The sequence below is a fragment of the Paenibacillus terrigena DSM 21567 genome, assembly GCF_000374845.1.
GTDB lineage: Bacteria > Bacillota > Bacilli > Paenibacillales > Paenibacillaceae > Paenibacillus_K > Paenibacillus_K terrigena.
Window position 1 is genome coordinate 245,576 of the sequence record NZ_KB895418.1, and the last position, 23,498, is coordinate 269,073.

The 23,498-nt window shown below is 45.9% G+C and carries 25 protein-coding genes; 22 read left to right on the forward strand and 3 right to left on the reverse strand.

What is annotated here, in order from left to right; translation table 11 throughout:
* The first annotated feature begins 87 nt into the window (after nucleotides 1–87).
* From C558_RS0119350 to C558_RS0119380, 7 genes are all read left to right on the forward strand, one after another.
* On the forward strand, nucleotides 88–867 hold the full coding sequence (locus tag C558_RS0119350) for an MBL fold metallo-hydrolase (RefSeq protein WP_018757946.1): 780 nt from the start codon (nucleotides 88–90) through the stop codon (nucleotides 865–867).
* Between the two features lie 144 nt (nucleotides 868–1,011).
* On the forward strand, nucleotides 1,012–2,493 hold the full coding sequence (locus C558_RS0119355) for an FTR1 family iron permease (RefSeq protein WP_018757947.1): 1,482 nt from the start codon (nucleotides 1,012–1,014) through the stop codon (nucleotides 2,491–2,493).
* Nucleotides 2,494–2,513: 20 nt separating this feature from the next.
* The gene (locus C558_RS0119360) at nucleotides 2,514–3,749 is read left to right on the forward strand and encodes an EfeM/EfeO family lipoprotein (RefSeq protein WP_018757948.1); all 1,236 of its coding nucleotides are present in this window, start codon (nucleotides 2,514–2,516) and stop codon (nucleotides 3,747–3,749) included.
* A gap of 12 nt (nucleotides 3,750–3,761) precedes the next feature.
* Nucleotides 3,762–5,039, forward strand: coding sequence for an iron uptake transporter deferrochelatase/peroxidase subunit (efeB, locus tag C558_RS0119365; protein ID WP_018757949.1), 1,278 nt, complete (start codon nucleotides 3,762–3,764; stop codon nucleotides 5,037–5,039).
* 353 nt (nucleotides 5,040–5,392) lie between these two features.
* On the forward strand, nucleotides 5,393–7,243 hold the full coding sequence (gene abc-f / locus C558_RS0119370; RefSeq protein WP_018757950.1) for a ribosomal protection-like ABC-F family protein: 1,851 nt from the start codon (nucleotides 5,393–5,395) through the stop codon (nucleotides 7,241–7,243).
* A gap of 96 nt (nucleotides 7,244–7,339) precedes the next feature.
* Complete coding sequence (locus tag C558_RS0119375; protein WP_018757951.1) at nucleotides 7,340–7,522, forward strand: hypothetical protein; 183 nt, start codon at nucleotides 7,340–7,342, stop codon at nucleotides 7,520–7,522.
* Between the two features lie 163 nt (nucleotides 7,523–7,685).
* Entirely contained in the window at nucleotides 7,686–8,114 is a 429-nt protein-coding gene (locus C558_RS0119380) for a GNAT family N-acetyltransferase (protein WP_156826194.1), read from the forward strand.
* 13 nt (nucleotides 8,115–8,127) lie between these two features.
* Here the strand turns inward: C558_RS0119380 and C558_RS0119385 are convergent, their stop codons facing one another.
* Nucleotides 8,128–8,532: a thiol-disulfide oxidoreductase DCC family protein gene (locus C558_RS0119385; RefSeq protein WP_018757953.1), complete on the reverse strand. Its 405-nt coding sequence runs from the start codon at nucleotides 8,530–8,532 to the stop codon at nucleotides 8,128–8,130.
* Nucleotides 8,533–8,653: 121 nt separating this feature from the next.
* Between C558_RS0119385 and hisC the strand changes: the two genes are divergently transcribed.
* On the forward strand, nucleotides 8,654–9,712 hold the full coding sequence (hisC, locus tag C558_RS0119390) for a histidinol-phosphate transaminase (protein WP_018757954.1): 1,059 nt from the start codon (nucleotides 8,654–8,656) through the stop codon (nucleotides 9,710–9,712).
* Here the strand turns inward: hisC and C558_RS0119395 are convergent.
* Both C558_RS0119395 and C558_RS0119400 read right to left on the reverse strand, forming a co-directional pair.
* On the reverse strand, nucleotides 9,709–10,029 hold the full coding sequence (locus C558_RS0119395; protein WP_018757955.1) for a thioredoxin family protein: 321 nt from the start codon (nucleotides 10,027–10,029) through the stop codon (nucleotides 9,709–9,711). The genes hisC and C558_RS0119395 overlap by 4 nt on opposite strands.
* Nucleotides 10,001–10,402 (reverse strand): MerR family transcriptional regulator, encoded by a 402-nt coding sequence (locus C558_RS0119400; protein WP_018757956.1) that lies wholly within the window; start codon nucleotides 10,400–10,402, stop codon nucleotides 10,001–10,003. The genes C558_RS0119395 and C558_RS0119400 overlap by 29 nt, the downstream gene beginning before the upstream one ends.
* Before the next feature lie 198 nt (nucleotides 10,403–10,600).
* Between C558_RS0119400 and C558_RS0119405 the strand changes: the two genes are divergently transcribed.
* From C558_RS0119405 to C558_RS0119470, 14 genes are all read left to right on the forward strand, one after another.
* On the forward strand, nucleotides 10,601–10,906 hold the full coding sequence (locus C558_RS0119405; RefSeq protein WP_018757957.1) for a hypothetical protein: 306 nt from the start codon (nucleotides 10,601–10,603) through the stop codon (nucleotides 10,904–10,906).
* Nucleotides 10,907–11,074: 168 nt separating this feature from the next.
* Nucleotides 11,075–12,526: an NAD-dependent malic enzyme gene (locus tag C558_RS0119410; RefSeq protein WP_018757958.1), complete on the forward strand. Its 1,452-nt coding sequence runs from the start codon at nucleotides 11,075–11,077 to the stop codon at nucleotides 12,524–12,526.
* Nucleotides 12,527–12,548: 22 nt separating this feature from the next.
* Nucleotides 12,549–13,181, forward strand: a complete 633-nt coding sequence (locus C558_RS0119415) for an SGNH/GDSL hydrolase family protein (protein ID WP_018757959.1) — start codon at nucleotides 12,549–12,551, stop codon at nucleotides 13,179–13,181.
* 104 nt (nucleotides 13,182–13,285) lie between these two features.
* Nucleotides 13,286–14,029, forward strand: coding sequence for an alpha/beta fold hydrolase (locus C558_RS0119420; RefSeq protein ID WP_018757960.1), 744 nt, complete (start codon nucleotides 13,286–13,288; stop codon nucleotides 14,027–14,029).
* A gap of 31 nt (nucleotides 14,030–14,060) precedes the next feature.
* The gene (locus tag C558_RS0119425; RefSeq protein ID WP_018757961.1) at nucleotides 14,061–15,209 is read left to right on the forward strand and encodes an acyltransferase; all 1,149 of its coding nucleotides are present in this window, start codon (nucleotides 14,061–14,063) and stop codon (nucleotides 15,207–15,209) included.
* A gap of 149 nt (nucleotides 15,210–15,358) precedes the next feature.
* Entirely contained in the window at nucleotides 15,359–15,904 is a 546-nt protein-coding gene (gene cobO / locus C558_RS0119430; protein WP_018757962.1) for a cob(I)yrinic acid a,c-diamide adenosyltransferase, read from the forward strand.
* A 149-nt stretch (nucleotides 15,905–16,053) separates the two neighbouring features.
* A complete protein-coding gene (locus C558_RS0119435; RefSeq protein ID WP_018757963.1) occupies nucleotides 16,054–16,713 on the forward strand; it encodes a Yip1 family protein in 660 nt (219 codons plus the stop codon).
* Nucleotide 16,714: 1 nt separating this feature from the next.
* A complete protein-coding gene (locus C558_RS0119440; protein ID WP_018757964.1) occupies nucleotides 16,715–18,337 on the forward strand; it encodes a GAF domain-containing sensor histidine kinase in 1,623 nt (540 codons plus the stop codon).
* A gap of 17 nt (nucleotides 18,338–18,354) precedes the next feature.
* Nucleotides 18,355–19,017 carry a response regulator gene (locus C558_RS0119445; RefSeq protein WP_018757965.1) on the forward strand — a complete coding sequence of 221 codons (663 nt, stop codon included), beginning with the start codon at nucleotides 18,355–18,357 and terminating at the stop codon, nucleotides 19,015–19,017.
* 164 nt (nucleotides 19,018–19,181) lie between these two features.
* A complete protein-coding gene (locus C558_RS0119450) occupies nucleotides 19,182–19,808 on the forward strand; it encodes an FMN-dependent NADH-azoreductase (RefSeq protein ID WP_018757966.1) in 627 nt (208 codons plus the stop codon).
* Nucleotides 19,809–19,841: 33 nt separating this feature from the next.
* Complete coding sequence (trxB, locus tag C558_RS0119455; protein ID WP_018757967.1) at nucleotides 19,842–20,768, forward strand: thioredoxin-disulfide reductase; 927 nt, start codon at nucleotides 19,842–19,844, stop codon at nucleotides 20,766–20,768.
* Nucleotides 20,769–21,014: 246 nt separating this feature from the next.
* On the forward strand, nucleotides 21,015–21,251 hold the full coding sequence (locus C558_RS0119460) for a glutaredoxin family protein (protein WP_018757968.1): 237 nt from the start codon (nucleotides 21,015–21,017) through the stop codon (nucleotides 21,249–21,251).
* Nucleotides 21,252–21,406: 155 nt separating this feature from the next.
* Nucleotides 21,407–22,081: an SOS response-associated peptidase gene (locus tag C558_RS0119465; protein ID WP_018757969.1), complete on the forward strand. Its 675-nt coding sequence runs from the start codon at nucleotides 21,407–21,409 to the stop codon at nucleotides 22,079–22,081.
* Between the two features lie 22 nt (nucleotides 22,082–22,103).
* Nucleotides 22,104–23,486 (forward strand): spore germination protein, encoded by a 1,383-nt coding sequence (locus C558_RS0119470; protein ID WP_018757970.1) that lies wholly within the window; start codon nucleotides 22,104–22,106, stop codon nucleotides 23,484–23,486.
* Nucleotides 23,487–23,498: the final 12 nt, after the last annotated feature.

Below are 23,498 nucleotides of genomic sequence, written 5' to 3' on the forward strand. Positions count from 1 at the left end.
TGGATTGATCCGATGCGAAATCACATGCTAGACTAGAATAGACAAGGATGAGTAGAAACGAGTTATTGCTTGAAAGGATGAATGCGAATGGACGAACTCATCTTCCTCGGTACAGGCGATTCGATGGGGGTTCCCCGTGTGTATTGTGACTGTGAAATATGTCAGGAGGCGCGTACGACAGGTGTCAATCGACGATATCGATCTTCGGTGATGCTGCGAACGCGTGAAGGAGATTTACTCATTGATTGTGGCCCAGATTGGGTTGCACAGATGGAGCATTTAGGAGAACGATTCATGAAGACGGCCTTGATTACGCATGCGCATTTTGACCATATCGCAGGTATGCCAGAGTGGGCGGATGCTTGCAGATGGACAGGGGAGAAGGGAGATGTCTATAGTCCGCCAGAGGTATTGGATACGATCTGTGATCAGTTCCCTTGGCTGCCGAGACAGCTGCAATTTCACCCGATTACAGCGGAAGGTATCCTGTTTGGGGGATGGACGATCGAACCGCATTTGATGTGTCATGGGAAGAACGGTACGTCCTATGCGTATCGTCTTACGAAGGGGGATATGAGGGTAGGGTATTGTTCGGATGCCATCAACCTTGATCCGGATCAGAAGCGATTCCTCATCAACCTAGATATCCTGATCTTGGGAACGAACTTCTATTACGAGGAAGCGGATTTTCACTCGCGATCCGTCTATGATATGGTCGAGGCGATGGAACTGCTTCAAGAAATTCAGCCTCGACGTGTTTATTTTACGCACATGGGTCATGGGGTAGATTTGCAAGCGAATTATGAGCTTCCGAATCAGGTTACATTAGCAAGAACAGGTATGCAGATTCAACTTGACCAGCATTAAATTGCATCATTTCTATTTAAGAATCATTCTAGTAAAAAATGGTTGACAGAAAAAAATAGCAGCAGTACACTAAACTCCGATAATGATTCTCATTGTCGGTTTATTTTTGTTGATAATATAGAGATAAAGGCAGGCGAAAGGTATATGAAAAGAACGCTGAAGCCCGTCCTATCGATCCTCTTCATCGTCATGCTTGTGATGAGTCCTTTGACGGCTATGGCTGCAACGAAAGGTCAAGATCAACTCGCGCAAGCGAATAAGGTGTTAGACCAAGCGTTATCCGAAGTCGAGAAAGGCGATCTAGAGGCAGCGAAGGCGAGTTTTGAAGAGTTCCGCAAGACATGGCTAGAGATCGAAACCAACATTAAGCCAGATTCAGCAAAGGCTTATACGGATATTGAATCTGCAATGGGCCAATTCGATTATGCGGCCATTAAGAGCAAGAAGGAAGATTTAGCCAAGGCACTCACAGATCTTCAGGCCGTGAACAACAAATATATATCGAACGGCTATACATCTGGAGCGGGATTTAAACAAGAGGATATTACATTATCTGATTTTATCGTGATTCTGCAGAAGACCAAAGAGGCTGTAGATCAATCCAATTCAGATGCTGCGTTAACTGAGATTAAGAAAGCAAGACAATCCTGGTTAAGTGTGGAAGGGGCTGTAGTCGCACAATCAGGTACAGTATATAGTGATTCCGAACGTGATCTTGTCGTGATTCAAGCGATGCTAGAACAAGGCGATCTGGAAGGTGCAGGCAAGACGATTGCAAGTATGATTACATACTTAACACCTCTAGCATCCAAGACAGAATATACGATGATGGATGCCGCGATGATTCCGATCCGTGAAGGACTAGAGGCGCTGCTTGTCGTAGGAGCATTGCTTGCCTTCGTGAAGCGTAGTCCGGGGCCGGAGAGTAAGAAAGGGAAGACATGGATTTGGACGGGGATTGCTGCAGGTTTATTATTTAGTTTGATCCTCGCAATTATTGTGAAATTCGTATTCTCATCCGGAGCATTTGGTGAGAACAATTTTGTGATCAACGGCTGGACGGGGATTATCGCGGCAGTCATGCTGCTCTATATGAGTTACTGGCTGCATCGGCAGTCGAATATTAAGGATTGGCAGCAATATATTCAGCAGAAGAGCCGTTCCGCAATGGAGACAGGACAGATGATCTCCTTAGGGCTACTTTCATTCTTAGCCATCTTCCGTGAGGGAACCGAGACAGTGTTGTTCCTCATCGGGATGGTGAACCAGATATCCATGCAGAATTTGATTTTAGGGATTTTGATTGGCTTTGGCGTATTAGCGATTGTTGCGTATCTCATGCTGACCGTTGGGGTTAAGCTCCCAATCCGGCCGTTCTTTATCGTATCTAGTATTATTGTGTTCTATTTGTGTCTCAAATTTACAGGCATGGGCATTCATAGTCTACAGCTGGCGAGTGCGATCCCATCGACCGAGGCGCCTTTCCCAAGCATTCATTTCATAGCACTCTACCCATCTTGGCAAAGTGTGATCCCGCAGCTCATCATTGTTGCTATTGCAATCATTGTAATTATCTATCAACGTGTTCAGACAAAGAAAAAAATGATAAAACCAATTTCAGGTTAATAGAGAGAGGGTCATAAAGAATGAAAAATACAAAATTAAAACTTGCATCCTACTTGTTATGCATCTCATTATTCGCAGCGGCATTGACGGCTTGTGGTACGAAAGAGGATGCTGCGAGTGAGAAAGCACCAACTACTGGAACGACGCAAACCGGTGAAAATGCGATCCAGATTGCAGCATCGACGGTAGATCCACAGACTGGAACAGACAGCATGATCGTGACTTCAGGCGAGTTGAAGTCAGCATTAGAAGCGAAAGATGCTGCAAAGGTTCAAGAGCTGACGAAGAAAATCGATGAAGAATGGCTCTCCTTCGAGAATGACGTGAAGACCAAATTGCCTGATCAATATGTGAATGTAGAGAAATATCTAAACACATTAATTGCTGGCGGCAAACAAACCGAACTCGAATACGATGTATTAACGACGTTAAATGATTCCCTCCTACCTGCCTTGCAGCAGCTTAGCGATACGCTGAAGTCCGGTGAGGGTGCGGTCAATAAAGATTCTCTGGAACAGTCAGCTGAAATTCAAGCTGCGACGAAGGAATACGCGAAATATGTGCAAGAGCAGGGCGATGCTTTGGTTACTGGACTTGAAGCATTGCTCAAGGAGATTAAAGGCGGCGACTTGAAGAAAGCTCAAGATCAATACGTAAAATCTCGTCTTCCTTATGAGCGGATTGAACCAGTGATCGAGCTATTTGCAGAGTTGGACGGTACGATGGATGCGCGTGTGGATGATTTTGCGAATGAAGAAGATGAGAACTTTACAGGATATCACCGTATTGAACATTTATTATTCGTGAAGAAAGAGACGAAGGGCGCGGTGAAGTTCGCAGAACGCCTTCTTGACGACGGTAAAAAAATGCGTGAAGAGATTGCAGCCATGCAGATTGATCCAACATTGTTCGTTACAGGCGTAGGTGAATTGATGGAAGAAGCGCAGTCCAAAAAAATTACTGGTGAGGAAGAACGGTGGAGTCAAGCGACGCTTCCAGTTCTTAAAGCGAATGTGGATGGAGCACAGAAAATTTTTGAACTCTTACGCGCAGAGCTGAAGAAGAAAGACGCTTCATTAGAAGAAAAAATTGATAAAAACCTGAAAACTGTGCTGAAACAGATCGATGATTTCACACCGAACGGCGTATATACACCTTATGATAAATTAAGCCAGACACAGCAAATGGACCTCAAGAATAAACTAGAAGCTTTGGCAGTACCCATGGTCAAACTTCCTGGAACTTTAGGACAATAAGGGGATAGATACATGTCTAAACAACTTAGTCGACGCAAATTTCTAGGCATGGCGGTTACTGGCGCAGCAGGTCTTGTCATTGGGAATATGATCGATCTGCCTAGCCGTGTGCAAGGTGTAGTGGATCCGACGCCAGAACCCCCATCGAACGCAACAGCAACAAACCCGAGAACAGCTCCCGATACGGAGCCGTTTTTTGGCGTTCACCAGGCTGGAATCGTAACTCCGGGACAGCAGTTTCTTAATATTACAGCATTTGACCTGATCTCGGAGGATCGGAATGATGTCAAGGATTTACTTAAAACATGGACGAAAATGATCGCAAGGATGACAGCTGGAAAGCCGCCGAATGATGAAACTCAAAATGCGAAGTTTCCACCGCTGGATACAGGGGAAGAAGTTGGACTCAGCCCAGCTAAATTGACCATTACGATAGGATTTGGCGCGAGCTTATTCGATAAGCTCGGTTTATCCAGTAAAAAACCAAAAGGGTTCGGGCAAATGCCAATCTTCCATCTTGATGCACTCAAAGAGCCATTAACGCATGGCGATATCGTTGTTCAAGCTTGTGCAGACGACCCTGTGGTCTGCTTCCATGCGATACGTAATCTATCGATTGCTTCGAGTGGGATCGCGCATATGCGCTGGCAGCATACAGGTCAGTTCGGCACGAAGCCCGAAGGTACCCCTCGGAATCTATTCGGTTTCAAGGATGGTACGAATAACCCGCGCTTGAACGATGATGCATTTATGAACAATAATGTATGGCTTAACGGCAAAGATGCACCAGCTTGGCTAGCTGGAGGGACGTACATGGTAGTCCGCCGGATTCAGATGCGTATCGAGACGTGGGATCAATTGTCTTATAAGACGCAGGAAGATACAATTGGACGGCAGAAGATTACCGGTGCCCCGATGGACGGTATCAATGAACATGATGAGCCTAACTTTAAGAACGATACGAATGGTAAAGTCACACCGCTTGATTCCCACATTCGTCTGTCGAATCCGCGCAATGGGGAACAATCCGAACGCGAACGCATTCTACGCCGTGGGTACAACTTCATGGATGGGCTTGATGAGGTGGGACGAATGAATGCAGGACTCATGTTCATCTGCTTTAACCGAAATTTTCAGACACAATTCGAATCGATCCAGAATCGGTTAACGAATGCGAAGCAATTGGATCAGCTGATGAAATATACCCAGACGGTGGGTGGCGGTTATTTCGTCGTTCCGCCAGGTGTGAAGAATGCGAATTCTTTCATTGGCGAAGGCTTATTCAGCTAGGAATTGCTTGAGATTGTTCACTGAACATGCTATGATGTCTTCATCTTATGAATTTACGGAGGTACACACAGTCCAATGAAGTAATTACACGTTATTTTCGTCGCTAACTTGAATAAAGGTATTCAAGCGGCCTCTGCCGAGGGTAGAGTGAACGAGATACGTGTGTCTATTTACGGGGACTGATTTAATGTGTACGAGTGAAGTGTTGCTGTTCACCTCATGGAGGTAGAGTAGGCGGCTTCTCTTATTCGTGTACTCATCTTGTCTTACCCCATACACATTTCGTTTGCGATATCCACGGTCAGATGCGGCCGTGGATTTTTTTGTTGTTCATGACGATTGGAGGAATGTGTATGAAATCTACACTTTTAAAAGTAAATCAAGCATCCAAAGAATATAATGGGAAAGTCATTTTTGAACAGGTCAACCTAGAAATCGTGGAAGGGGAGCATGTCGCGCTGTTCGGCAAGAATGGTGTCGGCAAAACAACGTTGTTGCAAGCCTTGCTGGGTAGGTTGGAGTTGGATGGAGGAACCATACAACGTATGCTCCCTGTTACAGCATGGGGGACGTTAGATCAGCAATTGGAGATCGATTCGAATGTCCTGACACGCGACTTCGTTCAGCAAGGAATGACGGCGTGGTACGCAGCTAAAATAACGATGGAAAATTTACAATCTGCTCTACAGCATGGATCCGATGACCATCAGCATGAAGATATATTCGTGATGTATGAAGCAGCGTATACGAGTTTTGAATCCTTGGGCGGTTATGAATTTGAAGTTCACATCGACACATGTATGCAGCGTGTGGGATTACATATAGCCGTATGGAATCAACCCTACACCGATTTAAGCGGTGGTCAGAAGACCAAAGCCCAGCTAGCGCGCATTCTGGTCGCCAATCCTCGATTCCTGCTGCTTGACGAACCGACGAATCATCTTGATAGCGAGACGCTTGAATGGCTTGAGGAATGGGTCTCCTCTTATAAAGGAACGATTCTCATGGTCTCGCATGACCGTACATTTCTGGATCGGACAGCATCCGCGATTTTGGAGCTTACGCCGAAGGGCTGTACAAGATATGCAGGCGGGTATTCGGACTACCGTCGTCAGAAGGATATTGAATTGCAGACCCAGGCTGCACTCTACAAGAAGCAGGAGCAAGAGAAGGAAGCCCTGCTCGAATGTATCAGGCGCTATCAGCAATGGTTCAATACCGCTGAACGTCGAGCTGGAACGCAGACGGAGGTGGCTATTACAAAATCATATTACAAAGCGCGAGCAATGAAGAATATTACGCGCTACCATGCGAAGGAGAAGGAACTGGAACGTCTTGAACAGAATCGTGTTGAGAAGCCGAAAGACGATTCGAAAATCCATGTCCAGTTCGAAGCGGATTCGCTCGTATCCAATACATTGATTCGTATGGAGGAGGTTGCTTTTGCTTATCCAGATTCGGAAGCGATCTTTACGAATTTGAAGCTGCAAGTCGAGCGAGCAGATCGGATTGCGGTGATGGGAGCCAATGGTGCAGGAAAATCTACACTGTTAAAAGTAATGATCGGCGAACTCTCGCCTACCGAAGGATACGTGAAGCATCATCCTCAGCTTAAGATTGGCTATTTCTCGCAAGAGCTCGAGAATCTGGAAGAAGAGATGACGATCTTAGACAGCTTACTGGTGCTTCCGAATATGACGCAAACCTATGCCAGAACTATATTAGGCTGCTTCTTATTCTCGAGGGATGACGTATTTAAACAGATTAAAGACCTTAGCATGGGCGAACGGTGCAGGGTTGCGTTCATCAAATTATATTTTAGTGATGCGCATATGCTGGTACTGGATGAGCCGACCAATTATTTGGATATTGCGACGCAGGAAAAGATCGAAGAAGCATTCCGAGAGTATCCGGGCGCGATTGTCATCGTATCTCATGATCGATATCTAATTGGGCAATTGGCGAATCGAATCTGTCGGCTCGAAGCGGGTGAGGTCCAATTGTTCGATGGAACGTACGAAGAGTTTATTGCTCATCGGAATACGCGAACGCATGGCGGGTTGAATCGTGAAGACCAAGATCGCCTGCAGCGATTGGAGCTCGTGCTAACACAGAAGCTGATGGATCCATCGGAGAGCGAGTCCGAGGATTATATTGGCGAGATTCGCCAGCTTAAAGCAGAGATCGAAAGGTTAAAATCATAAATATCGCAATCAGAGATATATAATGTGAATATTATCACAAACTATTGGAGTTCCTTATGATATAGTGGTGTCATAAACGAAAGGGAGTTGACGAATATGAAAAACGCGAACTTCACGGATGAAATGACACAAAACTATATGAGATTTTGCTATATGTGCGATGATGCATCGAAATGTACAACAGAAGAGCAGTGCAGAGTTTGCTGGGCAGGTATGGCTGCGGAAGAAGAGCAAGAAAGCTGTGAGACAACAAAATACATGAAGCTTCAATACGCATAAGTAAGTTGGCAACGACTAATTAATAGTTTTACACATTGAACCTCTAACTCATCCTTGAACCAAGGGTGGGTTAGAGGTTTTGTGGTTTCATGGTGATTCTGGAAGTGTTATGATAGTACAATACCGAACAAGATGAAGAATTGAAATGGAAGTGAAAAAGGCTATGATTCAACCGATTGTTACAGAAGATTTACCAGAACTCCAAGCACTCTATGAAGAATTAATTGGTGAAGGAAGCAATTTGGCGCAGGTGGAAGCTGTTTACCAGAAGATGCGTGGAAATGAGGCATACCATTTGCTTGGCTATAAAGTGGATGGCGTATTAGCCGGAACGGTCATGGGCATTCTATGCCATGATCTTGTAGGGTCCTGCAAACCGTTCATGGTCGTGGAGAATGTCATTGTTTCCTCCCGATTCCAAGGACATGGCGTAGGTAAGAAATTGATGCTTGCGATCGAAAAAATAGCAAATGCAAATGAATGCGGATATATCATGTTCGTATCGAGTGCCTACCGTAAAGAAGCGCACCAATTCTATGCATCTTTAGGATACGCATTGGACGCTGTTCAAGGTTTCCGGAAGATGCTGTAGGTCAATCAATCGACTAATCCAGGAAACGTGATCGTATTTCTGGTGAAGGTAGCATGCAGCTCTCACGTGTACCGAACCAACGGTATCGATTTTTGGCTATGATGTCATATGCGTGATCCCTTACTAGACGAGGCACCCATCGAAGGATGCGAGCCATTCGCCACAAGCCGTGAAAATGCCATATGATCTGCAATGCTGCGTCAGATTTCGTATACAGCCGTCCTTGGTCGATCACGACGACACTGTTCAAGTCATTGGTATAAGAATGTTCGCGGAGTAGCTGTGCACCCGTCTCGCTCTGAAGAGAGACGAAGGAGAAGTATGCTTCTCGATCTCTACGAATAATAAATTGAACACTGTTATTGCAGAAATTGCATACACCGTCAAATAGAATTACTGCCTTTGAATTAGGGGTCATCATCAACGCTCCTTACATGCAGGGCTATGGCTTGGCACAGACGTTTATCACAGCATACCATGACACAAGCACCTTCGCTACCTTGGGCAAGAAGTTACAATATCCATGGGAGGATCATGAAATGAGTAAGTATTGGAATCAGGTGACGACATCTTTAACACCGTATGTGCCAGGGGAGCAGCCCAAGGATAAGACGTATATTAAATTAAATACGAACGAGAATCCTTATCCACCGTCACCGCGTGTCTTGAATGCCATACAAGAGGTGGCAAATGATGACTTGCGGTTATATCCCGATCCAACCAGTGATGCACTGATTCGAACGATTGCAGACTATTATGCTGTATCGCCTAATCAAGTATTCGTAGGCAATGGATCGGATGAGATCCTTGGATTCGCATTTGCAGCATTCTTCAGTCCGGAAAGCGCCATCCGGTTCGCTGATATTACATACAGCTTCTATCAGGTCTATGCCAAGCTATATGGACTTACCGTAGATCGAATTCCGCTGGATGCAGATTTCAACCTGCCGCTTGAGCGATTCTATGGCAGTGAGGGCGGTATTGTCATCGCGAATCCGAATGCACCCACGTCGACGTTTGTTCCTGTGGAGCATTTGCGTTCTGTTCTCGAGCATAATCCTGATCAAGTCGTCATGATTGATGAAGCATATATTGATTTTGGCGGGGAATCTGCGGTGAAACTTGTCGATGAGTTTCCTAATGTTCTAGTCATTCAGACTTGCTCGAAATCACGTTCCCTCGCCGGACTGCGTGTAGGGTATGCGATAGGACACCCTGAATTAATTGAAGGGTTGAACCGAATTAAGAATTCGTTCAATTCCTATACCCTTGATCGACTAGCTCTTGCTGGGGCTGAAGCATCTTTTAAAGATCAGGAATATTTCGCAGCGATGAATGCGAAGGTCATTACGACAAGAACATGGACGGTTAATAAACTGAGAGATCTTGGGTTCCTTGTGCCAGAATCCCTAGCGAATTTCGTATTTATTACACATCCTGATCATATGGCTAGCAGCTTATTCCAGTCGTTAAGAGAACGAGGAATCTTGGTGCGTTATTTTAACCAGCCTCGCATTGATCAATACTTGCGGGTGAGTATAGGGACAGATGAGGAAATGCAAGCATTGATCAACACGCTGGAAGAGATAATGAATTAGCTAATATGCTGCTTCATCTTTTCAAGATAGACGGATTTGGGCCGTAGTCCTACGAGCTTATCTTGCGGGACTCCATCCTTGAAGATCATGACGGTAGGAAGGGACATAATTTGATATTGTGAACTGGATTCCGGAGAATCATCGACATTGATCTTGATAATCGATACGTTCGAACCGAGTTCTTGATCGAGTTCATCCAAGATTGGGAGAAGAGCTTTACATGGAGGGCACCATGGAGCGCCGAATTCGACGAGCGTCACACCGGTAGGTGTAAGGATTTGATTCAGGTTATCTTGATTTAATGTCATTATGGACATGGGATTCACACTCCAATAGGTTAGGATTTTCGTCTGTGACCGCTTCAATGCGATCCAGTAGATTTGCTCTGATCTGACTCAACAGTTGTATTTGATCTTCGATCTCTGCAAGCTTTTGGCGATAGATGGGTACAATCTGACTGCAGAAGGATTCTTTGTTCATCATGACACAGTGCAAGAAGCTGGCGATCTGTTCTGTTGTAAAGCCAAGGCTTAGATAGAACTTAATCGTATTTACTTTCTCGATCATAAGCGGGTTATAGGTCCGGTACCCATTCTCTTGACGATCTGCAGCGATCAGCCCCTGCTGCTCGTAGTAGCGTAAGGATCGAATGCTGACTCCCGTGCTTTTTGCTAATTCACCGATTTGCAATGGTCAGGGCTCCTTTCTTCGATGATTGTTGTACGGGATGATAACTTGATTATAAACCCTAACATTAATGTCAGGGTCAATAGGTAACATACCGGTTCATTTCCTTCAATTTCAGAGTAAAATGTGATCAATATCACAGGGTGATATGTTCGGTTGTGGTTATAATACATCATAGATAAGGATAGGGGTGAACTACATATGGAATGCATCGTGCATTTTGAACTTGTTCGCAAAGATAAAGTGAGTCCGCTTCGGGGGATTGTTGATGTGGAGCCAGGGCAGAAGCCGTCGATCCATGATCTGGTTCAGATGTTTAAAGATATCGATTTGGAAGTAACTGTGGAAGATCCGGAAAGTTATAGTTTTCGTTCGATTGTCCCACATGATCCCTACACGATCCGGGTGAAGAAATTCGATATGGGCGAGAAGACCGATGATTACGTTGAAGATACTGAATTGAAATCCGTCATTGCGAACTTTATTCCGAAGAGCAGACCTCTATAAAGTGGTTACTTGCTTTTAATATGCGTGAAGTGAAATGCCTCCTTAGGGAGGCATTTTGTTTGATGAAATCTTACGAATTTACCCTTGTATAATTTAACAATTCACGTTATGTTATTGATCGGAGCATGTCTATGATTTCAAGTCGTATACCGGTGGAGGAAATGATCAATGTCCAGTTCAATCAGTGGGAGTACAACAATTATTTTACGTCTCGAAATGGATAAGGAACTTGTTACGTTCGGAAAAGTTGCAACGCTGATCACAGAAGCGGGAGGGGATATCGTTGCGATTGACGTTGTGAAATCAACCAAGAAGACAACAACAAGAGATATCACCATTCAAATTGGGGATGACGCTCAGCAAAATGCGATTGAAAAAGGGTTGAAAAGACTACGAGGCACACGCATTATTAATATATCTGATCAAATCTTCCTAATGCATTTGGGAGGTAAGATTGAGACGCTTCCGAAAATGCCAATTAAGAACCGCGCGGATCTATCCCGCGTATATACACCAGGTGTTGCAAGAGTTTGTATGGCGATTCATGAAGATCCTTTGAAAGCGCATTCGCTCACGATCAAACGCAACACGGTTGCTGTTGTATCAGACGGTTCCGCGGTTCTAGGACTTGGTAATATTGGGCCTGAAGCAGCCATGCCTGTCATGGAAGGGAAAGCCATGTTATTCAAGCAAATGGCGAATGTGGATGCGTTCCCGATCTGTCTGAATACACAGGATACAGAAGAGATTATTCAAATCGTGAAGGCCATCGCGCCATCGTTCGGTGGAATCAATCTCGAGGATATCGCATCACCGCGCTGCTTCGAAATTGAACAACGTTTGATTGAGGAATTGGACATCCCTGTATTTCATGATGATCAGCACGGCACGGCTGTCGTCCTCCTTGCAGGTCTAATCAATGCGCTGAAAATTGCCGGTAAGAGGTTAGAAGAGTGTAAAATTGTTGTCTGTGGCATTGGTGCAGCCGGTATTGCTTGTACGAAAATATTACTCGCTGCGGGTGCCGTGAACGTAATTGGTGTTGACAAGACGGGTGCAATTGTACGAGGGGATTATGAGGAAGATAGTGTGTTTGGTGCATATGCGGCCATAACGAACCCGAATCTTGTTCAAGGGCAGCTGTGTGAAGTCATTCAAGGCGCAGACGTCTTTATCGGGGTATCTGGACCGAATGTTCTGAAGCTTGAAGATGTGAAGAACATGGCAGCGGATCCAATCGTGTTCGCGATGGCGAATCCAACGCCTGAGATATCTCCAGAAATTGCAGAGCCTTATGTTCGCGTCATGGCTACGGGAAGATCTGATTATCCGAACCAAATCAATAACGTGCTCTGTTTCCCTGGCATGTTCCGAGGTGTGCTCGATTGTAGAGCTTCTCGTGTGACGGAGAGTATGAAGCTGGCTGCTGCCTATGCGATTGCTTCTGTCGTTACGGATGAAGAACTGAATGAACAATATATCATTCCAAGCGTATTCAATTCCGAGGTTGCTGCGAAAGTTCGTGATGCGGTAAGCCATGCTGCCTATGAGGCAGGTGTAGCACGCCGTCATCGCCATGAGACATTCGCAGAGGATCCGGGGTATGCGGACTTGGTCTAAACCTAGAGAGGAGATTCTAGCAATGACTTTGATTCAAGCAGGAGAAGTGGTGCTTTTTCAAGGGGATAGTGTGACTGATTGCGGTCGCGATTATCGTAATTCGAAAGATTTGGGAAATGGGTACGCGAACATGGTAGCTGGCATGTTCAACGCACTTTACCCGAATCAACGTGTTCAGTTCTACAATCGTGGGATAAGCGGCAATCGTGTTGTCGACCTGCAATCCCGTTGGCAGGAGGATTGTATCGATCTCAAGCCGAACTGGGTATCGATCCTAATCGGGATCAATGATGTATGGAGACGATATGATTCTAATGATCCGACATCAGTTGAGCGATTCAAGGATGGCTACCGTGATCTTTTGCGTCAAACGAAAGAGCGTCTCGGTGCGAAGTTAATCATCTGTGAGCCTTTTGTATTACCGGTTCCTGAGGATCGCAGAACATGGCGCGAAGATTTGGATCCTAAGATTCAAGCTGTGCGTGATCTAGCAGCAGAATTTGAAGCGATTTATATTCCACTCGATGGCATATTCGCCCAACATTCCACGCAGACGCCTCCAGCGTATTGGGCTGAAGATGGAGTTCATCCATCGGTAGCGGGTAACGGATTGATTGCTAGAGCATGGCTGCAAGCGGTACAAGCTATTTCATAACGGTATACTGATTAAGAAGAACGCTGTCCTGCCGCTGAAAGATGCACAGGCAGCGTTCTTTTGTTATGATAATTGGAAGGGCTTTATAGGAGGAGGATGATGGAATGCAAAAAAGAACGAAGAAGATCATACTCGCCTTGTCCGTTGTGTTCTTATTTCTGCTCGGAACGGCAGCTTGGTATCTCTGGCCGTATAAGCCTGCTCCATCGGCAGTTCAAGCGATGCAAGGGAATAATACCATTAAAGTCACAACTGATTCTTATGGAATAACCATTGAACCTGCTTACGAACCCATCCAACAAGTCGGGATTATTTTCTTTCCAGGTGCAAAGGTAGAGCCCGAGAGCTACGCGCCGCTGGCAAGAGATTTTGCAACACTCGGGTACCGGACGATCATCGTTAGAATGCCACTAAATCTTGCTCAATTGGGGGAGAATCGTGCGAATCTTCTAATGAATCGTTTCCCTGATCAGCCCTTTGTTATTGGCGGTCATTCCATGGGAGGTACATACGCAGCACGGTATACCGCGTCGAAACCAAGTAACGTGAAGGGCTTATTCTTCCTAGGGGCCTATTCGGATCAACCACAAACCTTGCCTGTACTCTCGATCCTTGCTTCTCATGATCAAGTATTAGATCAAGATACTTATAACCGTTATCGTTCCAATCTCCCGAAGACAACTCAGACCCTGACGGTCGAGGGTGGAAATCATGCGCAATTCGGGGATTATGGTCCTCAAAAAGGGGATGGACTAGCTACGATCACACCGGAAGAACAACGTACGCAAGTGGTGCAAGCGGTCGTGAAGTGGGTTGCCAATATTGGTCCATCGAAGGTTCAACCGTAATACGTTATCAGTTATTTGGTAAGGAGTCCATATGAATCGAAAACCGAAGATATTAGAGATTCAATCGTTGCGTGGGCTGGCCTTTCTTGCTGTTGTCATGCAGCATGCTGTCGCCCACTATGCAGCGGTTCCTGAGATGCAGCTCGAGGATGGCGTGATGATGACTATTCTCCTCGTGCTTGCTAAATTTGCAGTGCCCGTGTTCGTATTCATTACGGGCCTTGTCTTGTTCTACAATGATAAAGACGATTTTAACTATGGAGATTTTATCAAGAAACGCTTTAGCGATATTATTCTACCCTATTTGATATGGTCTGCGATCTATTATGTTTCCACCTATGGGTGGAATGATCTGTGGCGGTTCCTGCAAATGGGCTTCACGGGTAAAGCTAGCTATCATCTCTGGTACGTCGTGATGGTCATGCAGTTCTATCTGTTGTTCCCCTTATGGAGAATCGCGATTCGCTGGCTTCACGCGAAGCTGATGGGTTGGCGAGGAGTCGCTGCTCTGATGTTGGCAGGCGTGTTATATATTGTTCTTATGGGACATGTGTCTGATTTAGGGCAGTGGACGAAGCTGCATCCGATCCCCGTAATTACAGATCTTTTCAACAAATATGCAGATCGGAACGCACTTTATTATTATTTTTATTTCGTGATGGGCGCAGCAGCTGGGCTGCATTTTGAACAATGGAAACGAATCCTTGAGAGGTATAAATTCATCTATTGGACCGTATTCATCGGATTGTCCGGATATTATGTCTATATCTCTGTTGGGGCTTTTCAGACATCGCAAGGGATCAAATTCAATTTCTATCAAGTATTTTTGCTGAGGCCGCTAATGGCTGTATTATTAATGAGTTCCATTCTTGCGGTGTATCATCTCGCCATCATTTGCACACGTCAATCTACTGCTCACATCAATCGACTATTGACTTGGATCGGGATGTACTCCTATGGGGCTTATCTGGCCCATGCGGTCACGCTTCGACTAGGCTATATCGTGGATCGTTACCTATTGCTGGAACTATCCGTCACGGCGCGAATGTTGATTGTGATGGGGATTGCAGCAGGAACTTCCGTGTTATTAACCGTCATGATAAGTCGAATCCCTTATGGAAAGTGGATCGTTGGCATACAGGTGCGAAACCCGAGGTCGAAGCAGAGAGTAGAGGCATAATTCGAACGGAGTCTATGACAGTCAGCTATAAGATGGACAATATTTCTAACCAAATGGTACGATGAATGAGAATTGAATACGTGATGCATCAAGGTGCTGTGCATTCAAGGTGCAGCAGGCTTAGATGAACGATTAAGGAGGAGATGCGCATGCCTCGGAAAATAGAACGGGGATTTACGCTTGTTTATACTGGGGATGGAAAAGGAAAGACGACAGCAGCTGTTGGACTATGTGTTCGTGCAGTAGGTCGTGGCTACAAAGCCCTAATTCTTCAATTTATTAAAAGCCCACAGCGCTCCTACGGGGAGCAAATCGCGCTCGAGAAGCTCGGTGTTGAAGTACGGCAGTTGGGTATTGGATTTACTTGGACGAAGACGCCGGAAGAGCACCGCGAAGCGTTCAAGACAGCTCTGGCTGCGGCGAAAGAAGCGATTCAATCGGGCTTGTATGATGTTGTGGTTCTCGATGAACTGAACAATGCACTTGCCATTACCAGTTTTCCAATTGATGATGTATTGCCACTTGACGAAGTGCTCGACATGATCCAGAACCGTCCTGCTGGGATGCATGTTGTTATTACCGGTCGCTCAGCACGTCCAGAGATCATTGCGATTGCCGATTTAGTCAGCGAAATGCAGCCGGTCAAACATTATTATGAAGAAGGCGTCCCCGCTGTAATAGGTATTGAATTCTAATGATGTGATTGTCACTTACACACTCCGAGTCCATTTGGATTCGGAGTGTTGTTGTCTATCATGTTATTCTGGGCATGATTATGGTAAATTAATAAGGATTCATCATCATTCTAGCTGAATCAATACATAAGCTACAGGGGGATTATGAAGTGACGAATGAAAGGCTAAATCCTTGGCTTCATATTTGGACACGGCCAAGACAAGTCATCCGTGACATTCTAAGCGGCAAGGACTCCAGAAGAAACATCCTGATACTCGCAGGCGTTAGCGGTATTCTACGCGCATTAGATCAAGCGACAACCCGAAGCTTGGGCGATCATATGGGAACGGCGACGATTATTCTCATGAGTCTTATTTTTGGATTCATTGGTGGATTAATTAGTCTGTACCTCATTAGCTGGATTATGTCATTCACTGGCAAGTGGGTTGGTGGGCAAGCTTCTTTTCATGAGGTGCTCACAGCAACGGCTTGGTCGAACGTTATCCTCATCTGTGTGGGTGTGCTCTGGATTCCAGAACTGCTGATCTTCGGGCACGAGATGTTCACGACAGTGACACCAATGATGGATGCGAATCCAAATTTGAAGCTGCTGCTGATTGTTTTTTCTTCTATTGAAATTATCTTGTCGTTCTGGGCTGTTGTTGTCTATATTCTAACACTCAGTGAAGTTCAGAAATTTTCGGGCTGGATGGCGCTTCTGAATGTAATTTTAGCACTTGTTATTGCATTTGTTGTCATCTTAGTCCTTACACTTGTTATCGGTTTGTTGCTTAGCGTCTTCTCCTTCGGGTTCGGGTTTGGTGGTTAAGATGAGCAAAGAATTCAAAGTGCATGAGCTGCTCGTCATTAAATCCATTGCAGAGACGATTAATCAGACCAATGATCTGGAAATTCTATTAAATTCGGTTCTTCGTAAACTGGTTGAATTAACGGATATGCATGCAGGATGGATTTTTCTCGCTGAAGATTGCTCGGATTATTATTCTTGCCCTGCAAACTTTCAGCTGCCCGAAGCGCTTGAGGCCGATGATCGTAAGCTATTAACGACGGGGTCATGCTGGTGTCTAGATGGGTACTGGAATGGGAAGCTGAAAGCAGCTGTAAATACGATTTATTGTCAACGGCTTGATCAGGCGGTTGCTTACAAATATGGCGATACCGAAGGGATTACGCATCACGCAACCATCCCTTTGACGGCGGGGAACCGGCGATTCGGGATCTTGAATGTTGCGGCAGCAGGTAAAGAGCATTTTAGCCAAGAAGAATTAACGTTAATGGAATCTATTGCTTTTCAGGTAGGAACCGCTGTAGAGCGAACGTTATTATATCAATCGCAGCAGAAGAGAGCTGACTTGTATTCGAAGCTAGGGGAATTGGCCCGCGACCTGGGTAAGCTGCTCATTACCGAGCAAATCCCGGATCTTGTAACACGATGGATCGGCGAGCAACTAGGCTGTGACTACGCGGCCTTCTTCATGGAGGAGAATGGAGGGCTCTCCAGACGGACCTCATGGCAGGACGGAAAAGTCCAACATCGACGTAAGCTCTATACGATCAAGCAAGCGAGCGAAGCAGGACTTGCCTTCCTCTCAGGAGAGACGCAGCAATGGAGACGCAAACCGAAGGAACAACATAAGGACCATGCGATATCGAAAGACATTCGTATGACGATAGCCGTACCGCTGCAGTTCCGAGATAAGCCGATAGGGGTTATTTTCGCTGGCTCACAATGCCGAAACTTCGATGAGGTCGATGTGGAGCTGCTCGAAGCGCTCTCAGGTCATATTACACTAGCATACGAGAATGCCAGACTCCATCAACAACAGCTTGATCTGCTGAAGTGGGAAGAGCGGAACCGACTTGCGCGCGATCTGCATGATTCGGTATCACAAATGTTGTTCTCGCTCCAATTTACGGCTCGCGGGATGGAGGCCATGCTCGAGAATCCGCCAGAGATGGTGAAACGTGCGGTGAAAGATATGCAGGATCTAACGCAGAGTGCGCTGACCGAAATGCGCTCATTAATCTTACAATTACGTCCGGTAGGCCTAGAACAAGGACTCTTAACAGGATTATACCGATACGGCAAGGCACAAGGCCTCGTTGTGATCAATTGTGTCGAAGGGATGCTCGATCTCTCGAGCCGCGTTGAAGAAGCGCTGTTCCGCATTGGGCAAGAAGCGCTCAATAACACCCGGAAGTATGCTGGACACCCGCAGGTTCAGATTAATTTGAAACAACAGCAGCAGCTCGTCTGTATGGAAATTTCGGATCAAGGGGATGGATTCTCGCCGCTGAAGATCGATGGAACCAGTACGCTCGGGATGCGGACGATGCGCGAACGTGCTGAATCGCTCGGAGGTACATTAGTAGTAGATAGCCGTAAAGGCGAAGGAACGACGATTCGGGTATTGATACCGAATCATAAGTGAGAGGGGAGTCGGACCGAATGAGCATCAAAGTGCTTATTGTAGATGATCATGCGATCGTCATACGCGGGCTTCAGTATTATCTGATGACCCAACCAGATATAGAAGTAGTAGGTGAAGCAACGAGCGGACAATCGGCGATTGAGCAGATCGAGACGCTGCAGCCGGATGTCGTCCTTATGGATCTTCTCATGCCAGGAATGACAGGAATTGAGGCGACACAGCAAATTCGGGTCAAACATCCGAATATTAAGGTTATTGTACTGACATCTTTCTCAGATCATGACCATGTGCTGCCTGCCATCCAAGCAGGAGCGAACGGTTATTTACTGAAAGACATCCAGCCGGATGAGCTGGCTCAAGCGATTCGTGGTGTATATCAGGGACAGGCGCAGTTGCATCCGCGCGTAACGGAACAACTGATGTCCCATCTTGTGGAGAAACCGGCCGCACCAGTCCAAGAGGATGAATTGGATAGCAACTTGGATGTTCTTACCCCGCGCGAGAAGGAAGTATTAGAATGGATTGCGCTTGGTAAGAGCAACAAGGAGATCGCTGCCGCGTTTCATATCACCGAGAAAACCGTGAAGACCCACGTGAGCAATATTCTGAGCAAGCTGGGATTGACGGCACGTACGCAGGCTGCGATTATCGCCATCAAGCACGGTTTGACAGGCCAATAGCATAAGACCATCTACGACCAAAGTCGTAGAAATGCCCAACATTTTGTTGGGCTTTTTTTGTAGTCCAAGTTCATCCGATGTGCTGAGGGAAGATTGTCATTCTGATGTTATCATAAGTACATAAGTTAACAAGACATCAACAACATATACCGGAGGTTACATCAATGAGTAAGGTATTATTCGTAAAAGCAAATGATCGTACAGCAGAACAAGCGGTGAGTGTGCAAATGTACAATGCATTCTTATCGAGCTATAAAGAAGCAAATCCATCGCATGAAATTATGGAACTAGATCTATTCGCTGAGAATATGCCATATTACAACGCAACAATCATGAATGGTATGTTCAAAACAGCTAACGGCTTCGAGACAACTCCTGAAGAGCAAACTGGCGCAGCTACGGTGAACAAGTACTTAGACCAATTCTTATCCGCAGATAAAGTCGTATTCGCATTCCCGCTATGGAATATGTCCGTCCCAGCAGTACTTCACACGTACATTGACTACTTGAACCAAGCAGGCAAAACATTCCGCTATACAGCACAAGGTCCTGTAGGGCTTGTAGGTGATAAGAAGGTTGCGCTTCTAAATGCGAGCGGCGGCGTATATTCGGAAGGACCACGTATGCATGAAGAAATGGCCCTTAAGTTCATGGAATATAACATGAATTTGTTCGGCGTGACAAATATTGAGAAACTTGTGATCGAAGGACATAATCAATTCCCAGATCGTAGTGCAGCGATTGTAGCAGAAGGTCTAGAAGCAGCAGTGAAATTAGCGGCAAGATTCTAATCCAAATTCGAGGATAACAGGGGGAATGTATTCATGACAACGTATAAATCTATTGTAATCGGGACGGGACCATCGGGACTCACAGCAGCTATCTATTTGGCTCGTGCGAATTTGAATCCGCTCGTGATCGAAGGACCGGAACCAGGGGGACAGTTGACGACCACGACGGAAGTGGAGAACTTCCCCGGTTTTCCAGAGGGTATCCAAGGTCCAGAATTGATGGACAATATGCGTAAGCAAGCGGAGCGCTTCGGTGCGGAGTTCCGTACAGGATGGGTGACGAATGTGGATACATCCGTACGTCCATTCACGTTAACGGTGGAAGGGATCGGACAAATTTCCGCAGAGACACTCATTATTTCGACAGGGGCTTCAGCGAAATATCTTGGCATTCCTGGTGAAAAAGAAAACGTTGGCCGCGGTGTGAGCACCTGTGCGACTTGCGACGGATTCTTCTTCCGCAATAAGAAGATTATCGTCGTAGGTGGCGGGGATTCTGCCATGGAAGAGGCGAACTTCTTGACGCGTTTTGCCTCGGAAGTTGAGGTTGTGAATCGTCGTGATGAGCTTCGTGCCTCGAAGATTATGCAGGATCGTGCGCGTCAGAATCCGAAAATCCGGTGGTCGCTGAACCGTACACCGCTTGAAGTGGTTGCTTGGGATCAAGGTGTTACAGGATTGAAAGTTCGTAACAATGAGACCGGTCAAGAGGAAATTATCGAAACGGAAGGTCTATTCGTGACGATCGGTCATACGCCGAATACGAAATTCCTAGGTGGGCAAGTTACTACGGATGACCATGGCTATATTGTCGTGAAGCCGGGAACAACCGAGACGAATATCCCAGGGATCTTCGCTTGTGGCGATGTCCAAGATACGAAGTATCGTCAAGCGATCACAGCTGCAGGCAGTGGATGTATGGCGGCCCTAGAATGCGAACGTTTCTTAGAAGCACACTGAAGTTCAAAAATCACCTTATGATCACGATGAAATACTGAGAGGTTACTCGACATCGAATCTTGCATTCAAACTCGAAGAGCATATGCTTACGTAGTATGTTTCCAATGGAAACATTTCACGTGCTCATTTAGGTTTTGCCTAAACTCCGCTCCTCCTTCTTCGTTTTCAAGCAACCTTCTCGGTGCTAATAAGTCGATTTTTGAACACCTATTTTAATAAATTAATCAAAAAGGAGTGTATTTGAACATGGCAGATAACAACGTCATTGTCTACTCGCGTAACTATTGTCCACACTGTGTACAGGTGAAGAAATACCTGGAGGAGAACAATGTTGCTTTCGAAGAACGCAACGTGGACACGAACGAAGCATACATGGAAGAACTGTTCAACCTTGGTATGCGCGCCGTGCCGGTAACGGTTGTTGGTGAGGAGAAAATCCTCGGCTTTAACACCACGCAATTGAAGCAAGTTCTAAGTATTTAATCGCTAGCGATTGAACTGCAATTGGTTTTAACATCATCCAAACTCCATTTACCGCTTGTGCGTCAAGGGATTTCCCAGCGCATAAGCGGTCTTTTTTTTGTGGAATAATTTAGGGTTAATTGGTAAAAATATGCTTCAAAAGGATGGTGTGGCCCATGTGCAGACGATTTTCGTTAAGCGCCGATTTGAATGAAGTACAGGAATATTTTAAGATCGATACCGTATTAACTTACTACCGTAAACGGTACAATATTGCGCCTACACAGGATATGGCCATCATAATGCGGGAGGGGAACGAACGCAGATTAGATCAAAGTCGCTGGGGTCTATTTCCTTTCTGGGGAAAGGACGCGATCAATGCAGATATCGACGCCGTTCATCGGAACCCCGCTTATCCGAAAATGATCGATCGTCGAAGATGCATCATCCCGTGCAACGGATTTTACTATTGGAGAACAGTTGGTAAAAGAAGCTACCCGATTCGGGTCGTCATGAAGAATCGTGGAATTTTCGGCGTTGCTGGGCTGTATGAGAACTGGCGGGATACACGAGGTGTAGAGGTCAGAACCTGCACATTGTTGATGACAAATGCGAATACGACGGTACGTGAATTCGATTCCCGCATGCCAGCAATTCTGGATGAAGAGGGAATGGAAGCTTGGCTGGATCCTAACTTGCGCGGTGTCAATAATCTTAGATCCTATCTCAGACCGCATGAGGATACACGCATGGATATGTATCCCGTATCTCCACTGCTGGCGAATGATGCGTTCGATACAATGGAATGTATTCAGCAGATGGATATGAAGATGGCTTGGGTGAAGGAATAGGAAGCGAAAGGGAGGGGGTGGCATGAACGATCTTTCGGGGCAGAATCCGTCGGTAATGCCTCTGCTTGACTATACGAAACGGATGTTTGAAGACAGCGAAGACATTGTTCATCGGACCTTTCCTGAGATTAGCTTGGAGATCATCTATTCCAGTGTACTCATCGATAATAGCGCGATGTATCGTGAGGTTATTGTGCCGCTCAGCAACATTAAAGAGAGTGAAGTCAATGACCTCATGAAGCGCGAACAATTTGTCGCATTGGAATCGGGCGAAGATATCGTGGCGAAGATTCTAGATGGACATGTCGCGATTTTCTATCAGCAGCTAGCGTATGTCATCAGCGAATATGGGCCGGAATACCGAAGCATCAGTGTATCTCCGTCCGAAATGGTGGTTGCCGGGCCGAACGATGCTTTCGTGGAGTCGCTAAATACGAACATATCTTTAATTCGAAGAAGGTTGAAGAATCCGACCTTGAAGTTCAAGTCTTATGTGATCGGTTCACAGGCGAAATCCAAGATGGTTATTGCTTATTTGGAAGATCATGTGAACCAGGATTGGCTCTCGGAGCTGGATCAACGCATTGAAGAGATTCAGACCGACAGCATTCAGGATACGCACATTCTCGTGCAATACATCGAAGACGATCAAATATCGATGTTCCCGCAATTCCATATAACCCAACGCCCAGATGTCGTGATCTCGAAGCTACTGGAAGGCAAAATTGTTGGTTTGCTCGAAGGTAGTCCGAATGCGTTCAGCGCGCCAAGCCAGTTCTTTGATTTCCTGGAGTCGCCGGATGATTACGGCCAGAGGTGGATCTACGCGATAATTATCCGGTTTTTCCGCTATTTGGCGGTGATCGTCACGCTCTTAGGAACGGCGTTATATGTCGCGATTACGACATACCATTATGAGATGGTTCCGCAGGAACTACTCATTAGTTTATCGGAATCCAGGAGTAAAGTGCCGTTTCCCCCAGTGATTGAAGCGTTGATCCTGGAATTGACGATCGAATTTCTACGTGAAGCTGGCATTAGGCTGCCAATCCGCATCGGTCAGACACTTGGCATCGTAGGCGGTATTGTCCTCGGAGAGGCATCCGTCGCGGCAGGATTCACGAGCAATATTTTGGTTATCACTATAGCAGGATCCACACTCGCTTCCCTGGTACTGCCGAATTACACGATGTCAATTGCATTCCGTTCCTTCCGATTTCTCTTTATCATACTTGCCGCATTGTTCGGTAATTTCGGGATATTCGTCAGCGTCATATTCCTGGTCAATCATCTTGCTGGCTTAACGAGTCTAAATACGCCCTATCTCTATCCGCTAGCTCCTGCCTATCCGAAGACTTGGAAATACACTTTCATGCGCTCCCCTTATCAAAAAAATAAAAAATGAGGTCGATTCTCG